This window comes from Acidocella sp. C78 (genome assembly GCF_907164655.1).
In genome coordinates this window covers 79,965-96,816 of sequence record NZ_CAJQZK010000072.1, presented here as the reverse complement: position 1 = coordinate 96,816, position 16,852 = coordinate 79,965, and the positions used below count along the sequence as shown (strand labels likewise).

Annotated in this window: 15 protein-coding genes and 2 pseudogenes; 14 read left to right on the top strand and 3 right to left on the bottom strand. The window is 71.0% G+C overall.

The features are described 5' to 3' along the window. Both ACIDOCELLA78_RS88500 and secB read right to left on the bottom strand, forming a co-directional pair. A pseudogene (locus ACIDOCELLA78_RS88500) lies at nucleotides 1–132 on the bottom strand (hypothetical protein); the annotation flags it as partial. 61 nt (nucleotides 133–193) lie between these two features. Next, nucleotides 194–694 (bottom strand): protein-export chaperone SecB, encoded by a 501-nt coding sequence (gene secB, locus ACIDOCELLA78_RS88495; protein WP_201728619.1) that lies wholly within the window; start codon nucleotides 692–694, stop codon nucleotides 194–196. Nucleotides 695–777: 83 nt separating this feature from the next. Between secB and argC the strand changes: the two genes are divergently transcribed. Continuing rightward, nucleotides 778–1,725: an N-acetyl-gamma-glutamyl-phosphate reductase gene (argC, locus tag ACIDOCELLA78_RS88490; protein WP_201728618.1), complete on the top strand. Its 948-nt coding sequence runs from the start codon at nucleotides 778–780 to the stop codon at nucleotides 1,723–1,725. A 121-nt stretch (nucleotides 1,726–1,846) separates the two neighbouring features. After that, entirely contained in the window at nucleotides 1,847–2,449 is a 603-nt protein-coding gene (thpR, locus tag ACIDOCELLA78_RS88485) for an RNA 2',3'-cyclic phosphodiesterase (protein ID WP_201728617.1), read from the top strand. A gap of 97 nt (nucleotides 2,450–2,546) precedes the next feature. Here thpR and ACIDOCELLA78_RS88480 read toward each other — a convergent pair. Then, nucleotides 2,547–4,044 (bottom strand): annotated as a pseudogene (locus ACIDOCELLA78_RS88480) (CoA-acylating methylmalonate-semialdehyde dehydrogenase). A 109-nt stretch (nucleotides 4,045–4,153) separates the two neighbouring features. Between ACIDOCELLA78_RS88480 and ACIDOCELLA78_RS88475 the strand changes: the two are divergent. The 12 genes from ACIDOCELLA78_RS88475 to ACIDOCELLA78_RS88420 all read left to right on the top strand — a co-directional run bounded on the left by ACIDOCELLA78_RS88475 (nucleotide 4,154) and on the right by ACIDOCELLA78_RS88420 (nucleotide 16,832). Next, a complete protein-coding gene (locus ACIDOCELLA78_RS88475; RefSeq protein WP_201728626.1) occupies nucleotides 4,154–5,041 on the top strand; it encodes a LysR family transcriptional regulator in 888 nt (295 codons plus the stop codon). A 169-nt stretch (nucleotides 5,042–5,210) separates the two neighbouring features. Further along, nucleotides 5,211–5,435 carry a hypothetical protein gene (locus tag ACIDOCELLA78_RS88470; RefSeq protein ID WP_201728616.1) on the top strand — a complete coding sequence of 75 codons (225 nt, stop codon included), beginning with the start codon at nucleotides 5,211–5,213 and terminating at the stop codon, nucleotides 5,433–5,435. 171 nt (nucleotides 5,436–5,606) lie between these two features. Then, nucleotides 5,607–6,656, top strand: a complete 1,050-nt coding sequence (locus tag ACIDOCELLA78_RS88465; RefSeq protein WP_201728615.1) for an efflux RND transporter periplasmic adaptor subunit — start codon at nucleotides 5,607–5,609, stop codon at nucleotides 6,654–6,656. Next, entirely contained in the window at nucleotides 6,610–8,394 is a 1,785-nt protein-coding gene (locus ACIDOCELLA78_RS88460) for an ATP-binding cassette domain-containing protein (RefSeq protein ID WP_374223250.1), read from the top strand. The genes ACIDOCELLA78_RS88465 and ACIDOCELLA78_RS88460 overlap by 47 nt, the downstream gene beginning before the upstream one ends. After that, a complete protein-coding gene (locus ACIDOCELLA78_RS88455) occupies nucleotides 8,391–9,515 on the top strand; it encodes an ABC transporter permease (protein WP_201728614.1) in 1,125 nt (374 codons plus the stop codon). The genes ACIDOCELLA78_RS88460 and ACIDOCELLA78_RS88455 overlap by 4 nt, the downstream gene beginning before the upstream one ends. Nucleotides 9,516–9,521: 6 nt before the next feature. Next, a complete protein-coding gene (locus tag ACIDOCELLA78_RS88450; protein WP_201728613.1) occupies nucleotides 9,522–10,628 on the top strand; it encodes an ABC transporter permease in 1,107 nt (368 codons plus the stop codon). A 123-nt stretch (nucleotides 10,629–10,751) separates the two neighbouring features. Then, nucleotides 10,752–12,425, top strand: coding sequence for a hydroxylamine reductase (gene hcp / locus ACIDOCELLA78_RS88445; RefSeq protein ID WP_201728612.1), 1,674 nt, complete (start codon nucleotides 10,752–10,754; stop codon nucleotides 12,423–12,425). Between the two features lie 64 nt (nucleotides 12,426–12,489). Next, complete coding sequence (locus ACIDOCELLA78_RS88440) at nucleotides 12,490–13,500, top strand: 2Fe-2S iron-sulfur cluster binding domain-containing protein (RefSeq protein WP_201728611.1); 1,011 nt, start codon at nucleotides 12,490–12,492, stop codon at nucleotides 13,498–13,500. Nucleotides 13,501–13,531: 31 nt separating this feature from the next. Then, nucleotides 13,532–13,975, top strand: a complete 444-nt coding sequence (locus ACIDOCELLA78_RS88435) for an Rrf2 family transcriptional regulator (protein WP_201728610.1) — start codon at nucleotides 13,532–13,534, stop codon at nucleotides 13,973–13,975. 252 nt (nucleotides 13,976–14,227) lie between these two features. Then, complete coding sequence (locus ACIDOCELLA78_RS88430) at nucleotides 14,228–15,301, top strand: ABC transporter substrate-binding protein (protein WP_201728609.1); 1,074 nt, start codon at nucleotides 14,228–14,230, stop codon at nucleotides 15,299–15,301. Next, entirely contained in the window at nucleotides 15,298–16,062 is a 765-nt protein-coding gene (locus ACIDOCELLA78_RS88425) for an ABC transporter permease (RefSeq protein WP_201728608.1), read from the top strand. The genes ACIDOCELLA78_RS88430 and ACIDOCELLA78_RS88425 overlap by 4 nt, the downstream gene beginning before the upstream one ends. Next, nucleotides 16,059–16,832, top strand: a complete 774-nt coding sequence (locus ACIDOCELLA78_RS88420; protein WP_201728607.1) for an ABC transporter ATP-binding protein — start codon at nucleotides 16,059–16,061, stop codon at nucleotides 16,830–16,832. Before ACIDOCELLA78_RS88425 ends, ACIDOCELLA78_RS88420 begins: the two co-directional genes overlap by 4 nt. Nucleotides 16,833–16,852 lie beyond the last annotated feature (20 nt).

Genomic DNA, 16,852 nt, shown 5'->3' with positions numbered 1-16,852 from the left:
CGCGCCATTCCGCCGGGGAGAAGACCGGCCAGGTCTCGGGGACGAACAGCCCGCCATCCTCGGCGAGTCCGGCGAGCAGGACGCCGTCGAAATCGCGGGACGGGCCGCACCGCGGGTGGAGACGTAGCGCATCGGCAGGTCGTTCCTGGAAAAGCGTCAGCGTGCGGCGCCGCGCGGGCGGCGCCGCTGCGGATCAGGCGTTGGCGGCCGGCTGGCCCTCGGCCTCGGCGCGGCGGGCCTGCCAGAGGCCGACGAAATCGACCGGGCCGAGCATCACCGGCGGGAAGCCGCCATCGCGCGTGACATCGGCGAGGATGTTGCGGGCGAAGGGGAAGAGCAGGCGCGGGCATTCGACCAGCAGCACCGGCTCGATCTGGTTTTCCGGGATGCCGGTGAGGGTGAACACGCCGGCATAGGAGAGGTCGGCGATGAAGACGGTCATTTCCTTGCCGGCCTCGGCGCCGTTGCCGGATTCGGCGGGGGCGGGATGGGTCGCCTCGGCGCGGGTGGTCAGGGTGACCTCGAAGACGTCGGCATCGTCCTGCAGGCGCTGGACCTGGACGTCGAGGTTGATGTTCACGTTCGGGGCCTGGCGGAGAAGCGTGTAGATCGAGGGCGCACCGGGCACCTCGAAGGACAGATCCTTGGTGTACTGGATGTTGAGGGTAAGCGGTGCGATCTGCGATTCAGACATGGGGGATGGCTCCGTTTGAATTGTGGCCCGCCTAGCACAGGGGCGCGTTTGGTGCCAGCATGCCCGGACGAGGAGTATGGACCATGGACAGGAGCGTGTTCATCGATGGCGAGGCCGGCACCACCGGCCTGCAGATCGTGGAGCGGTTGCGGCATCTGCCGGGGGTGACGCTGCGCAGCATCGACCCCGCGCGGCGCCGCGACCCGGCGGCGCGGCGGGCGATGATGGAAGCGGTCGATCTCGTGGTGCTGTGCCTGCCGGACGAGGCGGCGCGCGAGGCGGCTTCGCTGGTCGAGGGCATGGGCAGCGCGGCGCCGCGGCTGCTCGACGCCAGCACCGCGCACCGGGTCGCGCCCGGCTGGACCTATGGCTTCGCCGAACTGGCCCCCGGGCAGGCGGCGGCGATCGCGGCGGCGCCGCGCGTCGCCAATCCCGGCTGCTACGCCACCGGCGCGATCGCGCTGCTGCGCCCGCTGGTCGATGCCGGGATCGTGCCGGAGGATCATCCGGTCGCGATCAACGCGGTGTCGGGCTATTCGGGGGGCGGCAAGGCGATGATCGCCGATCATGAACGTGAGGGCGGGCCGGCTTTCGAGCTGTATGCGCTGTCGCTCAACCACAAGCACCTGCCGGAGATCGCGGCCCATGCCGGGCTCGCGCGGCGGCCGATCTTCGTGCCCTCGGTCGGGCATTTCCGCCAGGGGATGCTGGTGTCGATCCCGCTGCATCTCGACGCCCTGCCCGGCCGGCCGACGGCGCGGGAGATCGGCTCGGCGCTGATGGAGCGCTATGACGGCGGCGGGCAGGTGGTGGTGCGCCGCACCCCGTGCGAGCAGCGCGTGCAGGCGGCGGTGGCCGAGGGATCGGACCTGATGGAGGTGTTCGTGTTCGAGAACGAGGCGGAGAGCCAGGCGGTGCTGGTGGCGCGGCTCGACAATCTCGGCAAGGGCGCCGCGGGGGCGGCGGTGCAGAATATCGGCCTGATGCTCGGGCTGGAGGCGCGGCAGGCGGCGGCACACGCCCGGGCCTGAGCGGCGATGGCCGCGCTTGACCCGTCGCGGCGATAGCCGCGCTTGAGCCGTCGCGGCGATGGCCGCGCTTGACCCGTCACGGCGGGCCGCCCACCATGGGCGCCGAGAGGAGGGCATTCCCATGCGACTGTTCATCGCCCTCGACCTGCCCTGGGAGATCAGGCAGACGCTGGCCGGCTTCGCCTTCAACCTGCCGGGGGCGCGCTGGGTGCCGGCGCAGAACATGCACATCACGCTGCGCTTCATCGGCGAGACCGGGCGGATCGAGGCGGAGGAGATCGACCATGCGCTCGCGGCGATCCGCGCGCCGGGATTTCCGCTCACCCTGGCCGGCGCCGGCTGGTTCGAGAAGGGGGGACGGGCGACGTCGCTCTGGATCGGGGTGGAGCGCAGCGCCGCGTTGCTGCATTTGCAGACCAAGATCGAGACCGCGCTGCGGCGGATCGGGCTGGCGCCGGAGCGGCGGCGCTACGCCCCGCACGTGACGCTGGCGCGGATGGACCTGCCGGTGGGGCCGCGCTTCGCCGAATTCGTCCAGAGCCACAATCTCTATCGCTCGCCGCCGATCGGGGTGGAGCACATGACGCTGTTCAGCTCGCAGCTCAGCGACGACCACCCGGCCTATACGGCGGAGGTGGAATATCCGCTCGGCGCCGTGGCGGCGGGGGCGGAGCCGGTTTGGGACGAGAGGGAGCCCGACGGGCGGGACGAGGACGCGCGGTAGAGCACGCGATATCGACAAAGACGCTCTCGGGCGCGGCGTTGCCCCGCACGGCCCGGATCGGGCGATCCGGACCGTTCGGGGTTGGGCGGGTGCCCGGTTACTTCATCGTGGGCATCACGAATTCGGCGCCGGCGCGGATGCCGGTGGCCAGCGGGTCGTGATGGTCTTGAGCTTGGTGTAGAAGCGCACGCCTTCCGGCCCGTGCATGTGGTGGTCGCCGAACAGCGAGGCCTTCCAGCCGCCGAAGGAGTGGAACGCCATCGGCACCGGGATGGGCACGTTGATGCCGACCATGCCGACCTGGATGCGGTGGGCGAATTCGCGGGCCGAATCACCGTCGCGGGTGAAGATCGAGGTGCCGTTGCCGAATTCATGGGCGTTGATCATGCCCGCCGCCTCGTCGAAGCTGCCGGCGCGGACCACCGAGAGGACCGGACCGAAGATTTCCTCGCGGTAGATCTTCATCTCCGGGGTGACGCGGTCGAACAGGGTGCCGCCGATGAAGAAGCCGTTCTCGTAGCCCTGGCGGCGGAAATCGCGCCCATCGACGACGAGTTCGGCGCCGGCGGCGACACCCTCGTCGATATAGCCGCGCACCTTGTCGAGATGCTGGCGGGTGACGAGCGGGCCCATTTCGGCCTCGGGATCGGTGCCCGGGCCGATGCGCAGGTCGCGCACGCGGGGGCGAGGCGCTCGACCAGCGCGTTGGCGGTGGCCTCGCCGACCGGGACGGCGACCGAAATCGCCATGCAGCGCTCGCCGGCGGAGCCATAGGCGGCACCCATCAGCGCATCGACCGCCTGGTCCATGTCGGCGTCCGGCATGATGATCATGTGGTTCTTTGCCCCGCCCAGCGCCTGCGCGCGCTTGCCGTGGCGGGCGGCGGTCTCGTAGATGTAGCGGGCGATCGGGGTGGAGCCGACGAAGCTGACGGCGGCGATGTCGGGGTGGGTCAGCAGCGCGTCAACCGCGGTCTTGTCGCCATGCACGACGCTGAACACGCCATCCGGCAGGCCGGCTTCCTTCAGCCATTGCGCGAGCAGCAGGGCGGCCGAGGGGTCGCGCTCGGAGGGCTTGAGGATGAAGCAGTTGCCGCAGGCCAGCGCGACGGGGAACATCCACATCGGCACCATCGCGGGGAAATTGAACGGGGTGATGCCGGCGACGACGCCGAGCGGCTGGCGGATGGAGTGGCTGTCGATCCGGGTGCCGACATTCTCGGTGACCTCGCCCTTGAGCAGCATCGGGGCGGCGGTGGCGAACTCGACCACCTCGATGCCGCGCTGCACCTCGCCCTTCGCATCCGAGATCACCTTGCCGTGCTCGGCGGAGATGACCGCGGCGAGATCGTCGATGCGCTCCTCAAGGATGTGCAGGAAGCGGTTGAGGATGCGCGCGCGGCGCAGCGGGGTGGTTTTGGACCAGCCGGGAAACGCCCTGGCGGCGGCGGCGATGGCGGACGCGATCTCGGCCTCGGAGGCGAGCGGAACCTGGGCGGCGACCTCGCCGGTGGCGGGGTTGTAGACCGGCGCGGTGCGGCCGCTCTGGCCCGGCACGAGGCGGCCCTCGATGAAATGCTGGATCTCGGTCGGCATGGGATGGTCCTCCGGTTGATTTGATGGCGAGGGTGTTTTCGCGCTTCGAATTCCGCATATCAACGCGCAGGATTGCGGCATCGATGTGCATGAAATAACGTCCGGCGCCATGAACTGGGACCGGATCAGGATTTTCCTCGCGATCGCGCGGCAGGGCCAGATTCTCGGCGCGGCGCGGCAGCTCAGGCTCAACCACGCGACGGTGGGGCGGCAGCTTTCGGCGCTGGAGGCGGAGCTGGGGGCGACGCTGTTCGAGCGGCATACCGGCGGCTGCACGCTGACCGGGGCGGGCGAGGCGCTGCTGGTCGCCGCCGAGCGGGCGGAGTCGGAGTTCCTGCGCGTCGGCACCGCGCTGGCGGGAACAGCGGAGACGGTTTCGGGCGTGGTGCGCGTCGGCGCGCCGGACGGGCTCGGCAATTATTTCCTCGCCCGCGAGCTGGGCGCGCTGGCGGCGCTGCACCCGGAACTGACGATCCAGCTGGTGCCGCTGCCGCGCACCTTTTCGCTGTCGCGGCGGGAGGCGGACCTGGTGATCACGCTGGAGCGGCCGGTTCAGGGGCGGCTCGTGGTGCGCAAGCTCGCGGACTATACGCTCAGCGTCTATGCCGCCGCATCCTATCTCGCGCGCTGCGCGCCGATCCTGCGGCAGGAGGACCTCGCCGGGCATCTGTTCGTCACCCATGTCGAGGAGCTGGCCTACAGCCCGGCGCTCGACTACGCGGCGACGCTGGGGCGGATCATGCAGCGGCATTTCGAGTGCGGCAGCGTGGTCGGCCAGATGGAGGCGGTGCGGGCGGGGCATGGCATCGGCATCCTGCACGACTACGCCGCCGCCGGGTTTCCCGAGCTGCGACGGCTGGTGCCGGAGCTGCGCTTCACCCGCAGCTACTGGCTGATCGCCCATCCCGATACCTACCGGACGCGGCGGGTGAGCGAGGTGGCGCGGCATATCGGCGCGCGGCTCGCGGCGGCGCGCGCGGAACTGGTGTCGCCCTGATCCGGCGCAAGAGCGCGGACCGATACAGTTCGCGCATGAATGTTATGGACAACCAGCATGTTCATCGAAGCGTCACAAAGGCCCATCTGCATCTCCGTAAGCCGGCTGCTCCCTGCCGGCGGAAACCGACGGAACGGCCGATGAGCCGTCCGCGACATGGAGAAGAGCAATGACAAAGACGATGAAGATCATGGCGGCGGTTGCAGGTTTGACGCTGATGACGGCGGGCAGCGCGATGGCTGGCCAGATGCAGGTGAACGGGCAGCCGATCGCCTCCGAGGCCTCGCACAACAGCACCGTGACGTTCGGCACCAGCGCGACCGCCGGCACCCCGGCCGGCACCCAGACGCCGGTGACGACCTCGCCGGGCTTCACCCCGTTCGCGGGTAACTGACGCCCCGTCCCGGCCCGTCCAGGGCCGGGAGACCGACGAAAGGCGGACGTGGCCGGGGCCACGCCCGCCTTTTTCGTGTGTGGGGCGCGCGCGTTGATCGGGATCAATGCGGGCGTGCTGCGGGGCTCGCAGGATCGGCGTCACGACATGCCACCCTGAAGGAGCCGCAAGGTGCCGAAACCGCCGCCGCGAACCGCCCGCCTCGCTTTTGCGGCGGTGCTGCTGGCTGCCGCCCTTGCCACCCTGCTGCTCCGCCTCGACCGGCGGCGGCGCGACACCGCGCTGGTGTTTTACGGCAATGTCGATATCCGCGAGACGATGCCGGCCTTCGAGGTGAGCGGGCGGGTGAGCCGGCTGCTGGTGCAGGAGGGCGACCGGGTGCGGCGGGGCGAGGCGCTCGCCACGCTCGACGGCCGGAGCTACGCGGCGGCGCTGGCGCAGGCCGAAGCGGCGATGGCCAGCCGGGCGGCGACGCTGGCGCGGCTGCTCGCCGGCTCCCGCAAGGAGGAGATCGCCCAGGCCAGGGCGACGATGGACGCGCTGAAGGCGCAGGCGGACAACGATGACAGGGTGTATCGCCGGCTGGCGGCGCTGAGCCGCAAGCGCGCCGCGAGCGTGCAGGACCGCGACAATGCGCTGGCCGCGTTCCGTACGGCGCGGGACCAGTATCGGGCCGCGGTGCAGACCTATATTCTCGCGGTGAAGGGGCCGCGCGCCGAGGACATCGCCGCCGCCCGCGCCGGGCTGCGGGAGGCGCGCGCCGCCGTCGTTCTCGCGCGGCGCAACCTTGACGAGACCAGGCTGCATGCGCCGGCGGACGGCGTGATCGAGGATCGTATCCTGGAGCCGGGCGACATGGCCTCGCCGGCCACGCCCGTCTTCACCATCGCCCTGCCCTCCCCGCTCTGGGTGCGCGCCTATGTGCCCGAAACGGCACTCGGGCGGCTGCGCCCCGGCATGGCGGCCACCGTGAGCACCGACAGTTTTCCGGGCACGCGCTATCGCGGCTGGGTCGGGTTCATCTCGCCCACCGCCGAGTTCACGCCGCGGACGATCGAAAGCCCGGACCTGCGGACGGCGCTGGTCTATCGCATCCGGGTGTTCGTCTGCGATCCGCGCGGGCAGTTGCGGCTGGGCATGCCGGCGACGGTGCGGATCGGGCCGGCGGCGCCCGATGCCGGCGCGGCCGGCTGCGGGGGCGGGGATGACGGCGGAGACTGACGGGGCGGCGCTGCGCCTCGACCGGGTCTGCCGGCGGTTCAGCGCCGGCGGGCGGGAAATCGCGGCGGTGGAGGAGGTCAGCGCCGTGGTCGCGCAAGGCGGGATCACCGGGCTGATCGGCGCCGATGGCGCGGGCAAGACCACGCTGATGCGGCTGATCGCCGGGCTGCTGCGGCCGGATCGCGGCGCGATCGAGGTGCTCGGCATCGATGTGCGGCGCGATCCGCTCGCGGTGCAGGGGCGCATCGGCTACATGCCGCAGCGCTTCGGGCTGTACGAGGAGCTGACGGTTCGGGAGAATCTCGACCTCTACGCCGATCTGCACGGGGTTGCGCCGGCGGCGCGGGCGGCGCGCTATGCCGGGCTGATGGCGATGACCGGGCTCGAACCCTTCACCGCGCGGCGGGCGGGGCGGCTTTCGGGCGGGATGAAGCAGAAGCTCGGCCTGGCCTGCACGCTGGTGCAGCCGCCGCGCCTGCTGCTGCTCGACGAGCCGACCGTGGGCGTCGATCCGGTCTCGCGGCGGGAATTGTGGGAGATCATCGACCGGCTGACCACGGACGAGGGGGTGACGGTGCTGTTCAGCACCGCCTATCTCGACGAGGCGGCGCGCTGCCGCGACGTGTTGCTGCTGCATGAGGGGCGGCTGCTGGCGCAGGGGAAGCCGGCGCGCTTCACCGCGCCGATGGCGGGGCGGACCTTTCGCGTCGCCGCGCCCGAGAGCGGGCGGCGGCGGCTGCAGGCGCGGCTCGCCGCGGCACCGGGGGTGATCGACACCGTGATCGAGGGGCGGTTCGTGCGGGTGGTGAGCGAAGCCGCCCCCTGGACGCCGCCGCCGGGGATCGAGGCGGTGGCGGTGGCGCCGCGCTTCGAGGACGGGTTCGTCGACGAACTGCTTCGCCTGCGCGGGGGGGCGGCAACGCCTTCGGCCACCTCCCCTGCCCCGCCGACGCCGCCCCCAGAGCCAGCGAAGACCGTCATCGCAGTGGAGCGGCTGACGCGGCGGTTCGGCGATTTCACCGCGGTCGATGCCGTGAGTTTCGAGGTGCGGCGGGGCGAGATTTTCGGCCTGCTTGGGGCCAACGGGGCGGGAAAATCGACCACGTTCCGCATGTTGTGCGGCCTGCTGCCGGCGAGCGGCGGGCGGCTCGACGTCGCCGGCTACGATCTGCGGCGCGCGCGGGCGGCGGCGCGCGGGCGGATTGGCTACATGGCGCAGAAATTCTCGCTCTATGGCGACCTCACCGTGGCGCAGAACCTGGCGTTCTTCGCCAGCGCCTATGGGCTGCGCGGCGGGCGGCGGGCGGCGCGGATCGGCTGGGCGCTGGCGGAATTCGGGCTTGGCGGGATGCGCGAGGCCGCCGCGCGCGACCTCGCGCTCGGCTATCGCCAGCGCCTCGCTCTTGCCGCGGCGCTGATGCACGCGCCGGACATCCTGTTTCTCGACGAGCCGACCTCGGGCGTCGATCCGCTGGCGCGGCGGGAGTTCTGGCGGCGGATCGGCGCGCTGGCGGAGGACGGGGTGACGGTGCTGGTCACCACCCATTTCATGGAAGAGGCCGAGTATTGCGACCGGCTGGTGATCATGGCGCAGGGGCGGATTCTGGCCGAAGGCGCGCCGGGCGAGATCCGCGCCGGGGCGGCGGATGCGGCGCGGCCCGACCCGACGATGGAGGACGCGTTTGTCGCCGTGATCGGGGCCGCGAGTGGGGCCGTAGCCGCGGAGACGGTCGCATGAACGGCGCGGCGTGGCGGCGGGTGCGCGGGCTGATGCACAAGGAGGCGGTGCAAATTTGGCGCGATCCGTCGGCGCTGGCCATCGCCTTCCTGCTGCCGGCGATCCTGCTCTGGCTGTTCGGCTATGGCGTGACGCTGGATGCGCGGCGGGTGCCGCTCGGCATTGTGGTGGAGCGGCCGGGCGCGCTGGCGGCGAGCTTCACCGCCGGGTTCGACCGCTCGCGCTATTTCGCGCCGCATCGCTACCTGAGCGGGCGGGACGCGGAGCAGGCGATGGCGGCGGGCAAGGCGAGCGGCATCGTCTGGCTGCGCGCCGATTTCGGGCGGCAGGCGCGCACGGCGCGGGGCGCGCCGGTCGGCGTCGTCATTGACGGGGTCGATGCCAACACCGCGCGGCTGGTCGAGGGCTATGTCCAGCAGGTGTGGGCCGGATGGGTCGCGGCGGCGGCGGCGCGGCAGGGCGAGCGCGACGCCTTGCCGCTCGACATCCGCCCGCGCGTGCGGTTCAACCCCTCGGTCAACAGCCGGCATTATCTGATCCCCGGCCTGATCGCGCTGATCATGACGCTGACCGGCGCGCTGCTGACCGCCCTCGTCATCGCCCGCGAATGGGAGCGCGGGACGATGGAGGCGCTGATGGTCACACCGGTGACGCTGCGCGACATCCTGATCGCCAAGCTGGTGCCGTATTTCGCGCTCGGCATGGGCGGGATGTTCGGCTCGGTCGGCATCGCGGTGTTCCTGTTCGGCGTCCCGCTGCGCGGCTCGATGCTGGTGCTCAGCTTCTGCGCCGCGCTGTTCATGCTCGCCGCCCTCGGCATGGGGCTGCTGATCTCGACGGTGGCGCGCAACCAGTTCGTCGCCGGGCAGCTCGCGCTGATCACCACCTTCCTGCCGGCCTTCATCCTGTCCGGCTTCGTGTTCGACCTGCACAGCACGCCGGGCTTCGTGCAGGCGATTTCGCATGTGGTGGCGGCGCGATATTTCATTGCGATATTGCAATCTGTTTTTCTCGCCGGCGATGTCTGGGCGGTGATCCTGCCGAACGCGGCGGCACTCGCACTGCTCGCGGCGATCTTTCTCGCGCTCGCGCGGGCGCTGTCGCGCAAGCGGCTGGACTAGCCACGCATGGCGCGCATCATCGCCCTCATCGTCAAGGAGTTGCAGGCGATCCTGCGCGACCGCAGGGGACGGGTGGTGCTGTTCGCCGCCCCGCTGATCCAGCTGATGGTGTTCGGCTATGCCGCGACCTTCGACCTCAACCGCGTGCCGGTCGCGATCTATGACCAGGATGGCAGCGAGGCCTCGCGGCAACTGGTGGCGCGGTTTCTCGGCGCGCCCGCCTTCGCGCTGGCGGACACGCTGCGCTCCGACCGCCGGATCGACGCGCTGATCGATTCCCGCGCGGTGCAGATGGTGCTGGTGATCGGCCGGCATTTCACCCGCGATCTGCTGCGCGGGCGGGCGGCGCCGGTGCAGGTGATCGTGGATGGGCGGAATTCCAACACCGCGCTGATCATCGTGGGATATGCGAACACGATTCTCACCCGCTTCGGCGATGACTGGCGGGCGGCGCGCGGCGGGCGGGGGCCGCCGGCGCATCTGGTGATGCGGGCGCGCTACAATCCGGCGCTGCGCTCGCAATGGTTCGTCGTGCCGGGGATCGTGGCGCTGCTCACCCAGGTGGTGACACTCGTGGTGATCGGGCTGTCGGTCGCGCGCGAGCGCGAGGCGGGGACGTTCGACCAGTTGCTGGTGACACCGCTCACACCGCTCGACATCCTGATCGGCAAGAGCGTGCCGGGGCTGCTGATCGGCATGGTGGAGGCGAGCGTGATCGTGCTGGCCGCGGTGTTCTGGTTCCATGTGCCGCTGCGCGGGAGCATCGGCGCGCTTTATGCCGGGCTGCTGCTGTTCGTCACCGCCGTCACCGGGGTGGGGCTGGCGATTTCGGCGGTGTCGGCAACCCAGCAGCAGGCGCTGCTCGGCGCGTTCCTGTTCATGGTGCCCTCGGTCATTCTCTCGGGCTTCGCGACACCGATCGCCAACATGCCGCTCTGGGTCGAGCGGATCACGCTGGTCAATCCGCTGCGCTACATGCTGGTGATCGTGCGCGCCACCTTTCTCGAAGGCGCCGGATTCGCGACGCTCGCCGGCCAGTTCTGGCCGATGGCGGCGATCGGCGCGGTCAATCTCGGCCTCGCCGCCTGGCTGTTCCGCAAGCGGAGCACATGATTTTCCGCCCGCATGATCCAGATCAAGGCGGCCCGGAATTCTAACATGCATTTGAAATACACCTTTTGACGCCGGCCCGACGGCCCCGCGCGGGAGGACCACCAGCGAAGGGATTTCAGATTCATGTTTTGCTTTCAGTGCGAACAGACGATGCGCTCCGAGACGGGGGCTGCCGGTTGCGGCGGGCCGAAAGGCGTGTGCGGCAAGGACGAGGCGACGGCCGATCTGCAGGATGTGCTGATCCATCAGCTCAAGGGCATCGGCCAGTACGCCGTGCGGTTGCAGGCGCTGGGGCGGCGGGATGCCGAGGCGGACAGTTTCGTTCTGTATGCCCTGTTCACCACGCTCACCAACGTGAATTTCAACCGGACCCGCTTCGTCGAGATGATCGCCACGGCGGCGCGGCTGCGCGATCGGCTGCGCGACGCCTATGCCGAGGCGGCGCGCGAGGCCGGGCGGACGCCGGAGGCGCTGGGCGGGCCGGCTTCGTTCGTCCCCGCCGACTCGCTGGTGGGGCTGCTGGCGCAGGCGAATCTCGCCGGCGTGCGCGCCGGGGCGGAGGCGGTGGGCGAGGACGTGATCGGCATGCGCGCGCTGCTGCTCTATGGGCTCAAGGGGGTTGCCGCCTATGCCCATCATGCCGAGGTGCTGGGCGAGACCCGCGCGGCGATCGCCGACGGGGTGGCGAGGGTGCTCGACCTGCTGGCCGGCGAGCCGGTCGATCTCGAGGCGATGCTGGAGGAGGCGCTGGCGCTCGGCCGCGTCAATTTCACCGTGATGGAAGCGCTCGATGCGGCGAATACCGGCGCCTATGGCACGCCGGCGCCGACGCCGGTGCGGATCACGCCGGTCGAGGGCAAGGCGATCCTGGTGTCGGGGCACGATCTGCGCGACCTGCACGCGATTCTGGAGACGACGAGGGATACCGGCATCAACGTCTATACCCATGGCGAGATGCTGCCGGCGCACGGCTATCCGAAGCTGCGCGCCTATCCGCATCTCGCCGGCAATTACGGCACCGCCTGGCAGAACCAGCAGATCGAGTTCGCCGCCTTCCCCGGCCCGATCGTGATGACCTCGAACTGCCTGATCGAGCCGCAGCCGCTGTATCGCAACCGCATCTTCACCGCAGGGCCGGTGGGCTGGCCGGGGCTGCGGCATATCGCCGATGGCGATTTCGCGCCGGTGGTGCAGGCGGCGAAGGCGCTGCCGGGCTTCACCCGCAGCGAGCCGGAGCGGACGGTGACCACCGGCTTCGGGCGCGCGGCCGTGCTGGGGGCGGCGGAGCAGGTGATCGGGGCGGTGAAATCCGGCGCGATCCGGCATTTTTTCCTGATCGGCGGCTGCGACGGCGCGGCGCCGGGGCGCAATTATTACACCGAGTTCGCCGAGCAGGCGCCGGCGGATACGGTGGTGATGACGCTGGGCTGCGGCAAGTACCGGTTCAACACGCATGAGTTCGGCACGATCGGCGGGCTGCCGCGGCTGCTCGATATCGGCCAGTGCAACGACGCCTATTCGGCGCTGGTGATCGCCCAGGCGCTGGCCGGCGCGTTTGGCTGCGGGGTGAACGAGCTGCCGCTGTCGCTGGTGGTTTCGTGGTTCGAGCAGAAGGCGGCGGCGGTATTCCTGACGCTGCTCGCCCTCGGGGTGCGGAATGTGCGGCTCGGGCCGACGCTGCCGGGCTTTCTGACGCCGGCGCTGCTCGACATTCTGGTGACCCGCTTCGGGGTGCGGCCGATCACCTCGGCTTCGGCCGACCTTGCCGACGCGCTGGCGCCGAAGGCGGCGGCCTGAGCTTATCCATGCCGGGGCGCGCACCCGCCGCCCCGGCTCCCGCATCCGAACCTGGACCCGAGCGATGAACGATATCACCCTGCTTACCCGCGACGGCGCGAGTCTCGATGTTGGCTGCCCGCCGGGCGAGACCGTGCTCGCCGCCGCCGAAGCCGCCGGGCTGTTCCTGCCCTCGATGTGCCATGAGGGCAGTTGCGGCCTGTGCCGGGCCGAAATCACGGCGGGCGAATACGATGCGGGCGGGCGGACGGGCGAGACGATCACGCGCGACGTGCTGCTCTGCCAGTGCCGGCCGACCTCGGACATGACGGTGGCGCTGCCTTATGCCGAGGCGGCGATCCTGCGGCACCGCGCGCCGACGCGCGAGGCGGTGATCGAGCGGATCGCGCCGGCGGGGGCGAGCGCGGTTTCGCTCGGCCTGCGCCTGCGCCCCGACGCGGAACGCGGCGAGGCCGCCGATTTCGTGCCCGGGCAATATATGGAGGTGGCGATTCCGGGCACCGATATCCGCCGCGCCTATTCGCTGGCCAACCTGCCGAACTGGGACGGGCGGCTGGAGTTCCTGATCCGGCTCGTGCCGGGCGGGGCGTTCTCGACCTGGCTCGGCACCGTGGCGAAGCCTGGCGACGCGCTCTCGCTGCGCGGCCCGCTCGGGCGGTTCACCCTCGATGAGACGAGTCCGCGGCCGCGCTGCCTCGTCGGCGGGGGCTGCGGCCTCGCGCCCCTGCTCGCGATGCTGCGGCACCTCGCCGAATTTCAGGACATGCAGGAGACGCACCTGATTTTCGGCGCCAATCGCGAGGACGAGTTGTTCGCGACCGCGGAGATCGAGGCGCTTGCCGCGCAACTGCCCGGCCTTACGGTGACCACCGCGATCTGGCATCCGCAGGCGGCGTGGCGCGGGTTTGCCGGCACCGCGGCGGAGGCGCTCGACCGGCTTCTGGCCAGCGCCGCCGGCGCGCCGGACATTTATGTGTGCGGCCCGCCCCGGCTGGTGGAGGCGGTGATCGCGACGGCGCGGCGGCATGGCGTGCCGGAGGCGCAGATTCTCGCCGAGCATGTGCAATTGCGTTGATCCGGCGCGGCGGCAGCGTTAGGGATGGTGAATGCATCTCACAATGTTCACCGATTACGGCCTGCGGACGCTGATCCTGCTGGCGCTGCGGCCGGACGGCCAGGCGTCGATCCCGGAAGTGGCGGCGGCCTACGGCATTTCGGAGAACCATCTGACCAAGGTGGCGCACGCGCTCGGCCAGAGCGGGCTGGTCGAGACCATTCGCGGCCGCAAGGGCGGCATGCGCCTCGGCCGGCCGGCGGCGAAGATCGGGCTCGGCGAGGTGGTGCGGGCGATGGAGCCGAGCCTGGCGCTGGTGACCTGCCAGGAGGGCGGCGCCTGCGCGATCGGCGGATGCTGCGGGTTGCAGGGGGTGATGAACGAGGCGCAGGCGGCGCTGCTGGCGGTGTTCGACCGCTACACGCTGGCGGATGTCGTAACACCCGGGGATGCGAGGCTGCTGGCGCGGCTGGGGCTTGGCGAGCCCGCGCGGTGACGCGCGGAAAGCCATACACGCGGTGACGCGCGGAAAGCCATACGCGCGGTGACGCGCGGAAAGCCATACGCGCGGTGACGCGCGGGAAGCCATACGCGCGGTGACGCGCGGGAAGCCATACGCGCGGTGACGCGCGGAAGGTCATACACGCGGTGTGGCGCATTTCACCCCGCGCGGCGGCGGCGATTGTGAAGCGGGAGCCTCTCCTGTTACGCTAGACGTGACGCCGGCGCGCCGCGCCGGGCGGGGTTTTTGACGGAGCCGGGACAGCAAGATGCCGCAGACAGACCGAGTTTTGACATCACGACGCCAGATGATGGCGGGCGCCGCAGCCCTGGCCGCGGCGGCCGGGGCGCGCGGCCGGCGCTGGCGGCGGGGACGACGGCGCTGCGGGTCGCTTATATTCCGATCCTGCCGATGGCGCAGCTCTTCGTCATCGAGGCGGAGGGCTGGGCGCGGCAGGCGGGGCTGGCGCTGCACGGCACCAGTTTTTCCTCGGGCCCGGCGATGGTGCAGGCGCTGGCCTCCGGGCGGTTCGACGTCGCCTATATCGGGATCGGCCCGGCGATGGTGGCGCAGGCGCATGGCGTCGATCTGCGGATCGTCGCGGCGAATGGCGAGGGGCAGATCGCCCTGCTCGGGCGCGGCAAGCTCGCCGGGATGTGGCCGCACGCCGCCTCCCCCGCCGCCGCCTTCGCCGCCTTCCGCAAGGCGACCGGGCGCAAGGCGCGGATCGGCAGCCTGCCCCGCGGCTCGGTGCCTGATACGGTGCTGCGCTACTGGCTCAACGAGGTCGCGCATGTGCCGCGGGATGCGGTCGAGGTGATGGGGTTCGGCGCCAGCGCGTTGCAGCAGGCGCTGCTCTCGGGGTCGCTCGACGCCGCATCGACGCTGGAGCCGACCCTGACGATCGTGCAGGAGCGCGAGCCCGATGCGCGGATTCTGGCGCGCGGCGATGCGATGTTCCCCGGCCAGCCAGGGGCGGTGCTGGCGGTGACGCAGCGCCTCGCGCATGAAAACCCGGCCGCGGTGCAGGCCATGGTCGATCTGCATGTGCGGGCGACGCGCTTCCTGCGCACGCATCCGCACCGCGCCGCCGCCGATCTGGCCAAGACGCTCGGCAAGGGGCTGATTCCGGAGGCGACGCTGCTGCGGGCGGTGCAATCGCCCTCGCTCAACCCGATCGCCGATCCGCGCCGGATCATCGCGGCGACGGAAAAGCTCAACGCCTATCAGGCGAAGATCGACCATATCGGGAAGGTCGCGGATGTGGGGGCGATGTTCGACGCCTCGTTCTACATGCACGCGGTGAAATCGGCCGGATGAGGCCGGTCACGCCACGCCGGCCGGCGCTGCTCTCGGCGGCAGGACTCGCGGTTTTCCTCGGCGCCTGGGAGGCGGCGGTGCGCGGCGGGGTGCTGCCGGCGAATTTCGTGCCGGCGCCGAGTGCCATTCCGCAGGCGCTGATCGGCGAGATTCGCAATGGCAACTGGTTCACCGCGATCGGCGAAAGCCTCGGGCATTACCTGATCGGTGTCGGCCTTGGCAGCCTGCTCGGCATCGTCACCGGGGCGGCGGTGGCGCTGCTGCCGCGCTTCGCCGCGGCGCAAGCCTGGGTCGCCCGGCTGCTGCGGCCGATTCCGCCGCTGGCGTGGATACCCTTCACGCTGATCTGGTTCGGCCCCAGCCAGGCGGCGGCGGCGTTCATCATCGGCGTCGGCGTGTTCTGGCTGAACTATTTCGCGACGTGGTCCGCCGTCGAGGCGGTCGATGAGGGGCTGGTGGAACTCGCGGCGGCGTTCGGCCAGGGTGGGTTCGCCCGCCGGCTCGTCAAGGTGATCCTGCCGGCGGCGCTGCCGGGGATGCTTTCGGGCGTGCGCTCGGGGCTCGGCCAGGGCTGGATGGCGGTGGTGGCGGCGGAGCTGTTCGGGATTCCGGGGATCGGCCAGCGGATGAACGAGGCGGCCGGGGTGCTCGCGACCAATGTTCTGGTGCTGTACATGCTGACGATCGCGCTGCTCTACGGCATGACCGACCTGGCGTTCGAGCGGGTGACGCGGCGGTTTCTGGCGTGGACGCGGGCATGAGCGGCGCGAGGGAGCCGATCGTCGAGCTGAGCGGCCTTGCCTTCGGCCATCCGGGCGATGCGAGCGGACGCAACGTGCTGGAGGGGCTCGATCTGAGCCTGAAGCGGGGCGGGTTCACCGCGATTGTCGGGCCGTCCGGCGTGGGCAAGTCCACCCTGTTGCGGGTGGTGGCGGGGCTGGTCGCGGCAAGGCGCGGCGAGGTGCGGCTGCTGGCCCGCCCGGCGCCCGACCGCAGGACGGCGGCGCTGGTGTTTCAGGACGCGCGGCTGATGCCGTGGCGGCGGGTGCTCGGCAATGTCGAGTTCGGGCTGGAGGGGCTGGCGCTGGACGCGGCGGCGCGGCGGCGGCGGGCCGAGGCGGCGCTCGCGCTCGTTGGCCTCGCGGATGCGGCGGGGCGCTGGCCGGGGCAGCTTTCCGGCGGCCAGCGGCAGCGCGTGGGCATTGCCCGCGCCCTCGCCGTTTCGGCCGACCTGCTGCTGATGGACGAGCCGTTCAGCGCGCTCGACGCGATCACAAGGCAGGCGTTGCAGGACGAGCTGCTGCGGATCTGGCGGGAGACCGGGACCACGATCCTGTTCGTGACGCATGACCTGGACGAGGCGACCTATCTGGCCGAGCGGGTGGTGCTGCTGGCCGGCAGCCCGGCGCGGATCGCGCGGGATGTGGCGATCCGCACGCCGCATCCGCGCGCGCGCAACGGGCTCGATGGCTATGTGAGCGATCTGCGCCGGGCCCTCGGGGAGACGTTCATCGGGGGCGCGGGCATCTGAGCGGTATCCGGCCGGATGGC

Coding starts and splice junctions, on each gene's coding strand:
- ACIDOCELLA78_RS88425 (WP_201728608.1), top strand. CDS start 15,298: ATGAGGCCGGTCACGCCACGCCGGCCGGCGCTGCTCTCGGCGGCAGGA.
- ACIDOCELLA78_RS88450 (WP_201728613.1), top strand. CDS start 9,522: ATGGCGCGCATCATCGCCCTCATCGTCAAGGAGTTGCAGGCGATCCTG.
- ACIDOCELLA78_RS88440 (WP_201728611.1), top strand. CDS start 12,490: ATGAACGATATCACCCTGCTTACCCGCGACGGCGCGAGTCTCGATGTT.
- secB (WP_201728619.1), bottom strand. CDS start 694: ATGTCTGAATCGCAGATCGCACCGCTTACCCTCAACATCCAGTACACC.
- ACIDOCELLA78_RS88475 (WP_201728626.1), top strand. CDS start 4,154: ATGAACTGGGACCGGATCAGGATTTTCCTCGCGATCGCGCGGCAGGGC.
- hcp (WP_201728612.1), top strand. CDS start 10,752: ATGTTTTGCTTTCAGTGCGAACAGACGATGCGCTCCGAGACGGGGGCT.
- ACIDOCELLA78_RS88435 (WP_201728610.1), top strand. CDS start 13,532: ATGCATCTCACAATGTTCACCGATTACGGCCTGCGGACGCTGATCCTG.
- ACIDOCELLA78_RS88420 (WP_201728607.1), top strand. CDS start 16,059: ATGAGCGGCGCGAGGGAGCCGATCGTCGAGCTGAGCGGCCTTGCCTTC.
- ACIDOCELLA78_RS88460 (WP_374223250.1), top strand. CDS start 6,610: ATGCCGGCGCGGCCGGCTGCGGGGGCGGGGATGACGGCGGAGACTGAC.
- thpR (WP_201728617.1), top strand. CDS start 1,847: ATGCGACTGTTCATCGCCCTCGACCTGCCCTGGGAGATCAGGCAGACG.
- argC (WP_201728618.1), top strand. CDS start 778: ATGGACAGGAGCGTGTTCATCGATGGCGAGGCCGGCACCACCGGCCTG.
- ACIDOCELLA78_RS88470 (WP_201728616.1), top strand. CDS start 5,211: ATGACAAAGACGATGAAGATCATGGCGGCGGTTGCAGGTTTGACGCTG.
- ACIDOCELLA78_RS88455 (WP_201728614.1), top strand. CDS start 8,391: ATGAACGGCGCGGCGTGGCGGCGGGTGCGCGGGCTGATGCACAAGGAG.